Annotated in this window: 2 protein-coding genes; both read right to left on the minus strand. The window is 41.1% G+C overall.

The features are described from left to right. On the minus strand, window positions 1-205 hold a 205-nt coding region (locus tag F6K53_RS45525; RefSeq protein ID WP_293087841.1), incomplete at its 3' end, for a tetratricopeptide repeat protein. 190 nt (window positions 206-395) lie between these two features. Beyond that, window positions 396-1,004: a type IV pilin-like G/H family protein gene (locus F6K53_RS45530; RefSeq protein WP_293087844.1), complete on the minus strand. Its 609-nt coding sequence runs from the start codon at window positions 1,002-1,004 to the stop codon at window positions 396-398. Window positions 1,005-1,008: the final 4 nt, after the last annotated feature.

The following is a 1,008-nucleotide window of genomic DNA, read 5'->3' on the forward strand; positions in this document are numbered from 1 at the left end:
GGTCTGACTCCGCCTCCGCCATCACCAGCAGCCAAGTGGTTTGCGCTTCTGTTTCTTGACCCTGCAAGAGGAACAGTAAGCCTAAATGCCAGTAGTAGCTTATAACATCCGGTTCTGCTTCAATCGCCTGTTCGTATAAACTTGCGGCTTTACTGTAGTTTCCCTGAATTAGATAGTGCTCCGCTTGTTGCTGCCAGTTAGTCATATTTTTTTGCTAATTAAATGAAACCGACCACCCCATTTTCTAATACTATTGAAATCCTGATTAACGTAATTGTCCAGTTAAGTATTTGCATAAAACAAAGTGGGTAGAAGCATCTACCCACTCTAAGTAAATAGTTAATTTTAGGTGATTAAAACTGTCCTCACCAAGGTTTTAGCCTAAGTATCGTGACTTATCTCTTACCTGATAAATCCTTCCATATGTCACCATCACAGCTAGGAACACCTTTGTCAGTAACTTGGACATCTGCATCCGAACCAAGTACACCACCAAATTTCGTAACTTTTACGGATTCACACAATACAGCTAAAGTGGTAGCCTCACTGGTCTCTTCTATCTCACCTACGCTTGTAACACCATGATATGCCTTAAGCGAAGAATCATTGTCAGCTGTACCGCTATCTATAGGTGTATCTGTATCTCTTGGGTCTGCATAACTATTGACGCTTTCTGGGTCAGCAGTTCCCACCTTTACCCCGTAAATGTAGTTCTCAGTCGCTGTGGCAATGCCAAGACCTAACTGACCAAAATCACCATTTTCAATTATAAAATCATTGTTTTCCAGGAAGTACGCTTGCTGAGCTCTATTCATAGAACCGACATAAGTTTTAGCTTCTGACTGCTTGGCCTTATTAGCTTGGTTCAAGAAAGAAGGCAGCGCAATGGCGGATAGAATTCCAATAATGATGATTACAACCAGTAGTTCAATTAGAGTAAAACCTTCGTCTTGCTTTTTCTGGCTCAGGTGCTTAAGGAGTTTAACTTTTAGATCAGTTTTCATAAGT

Source organism: Moorena sp. SIO4A1 (assembly GCF_010672065.1).
Classification (GTDB): Bacteria; Cyanobacteriota; Cyanobacteriia; order Cyanobacteriales; family Coleofasciculaceae; genus Moorena.

Coding starts and splice junctions, on each gene's coding strand:
- F6K53_RS45530 (WP_293087844.1), bottom strand. CDS start 1,004: ATGAAAACTGATCTAAAAGTTAAACTCCTTAAGCACCTGAGCCAGAAA.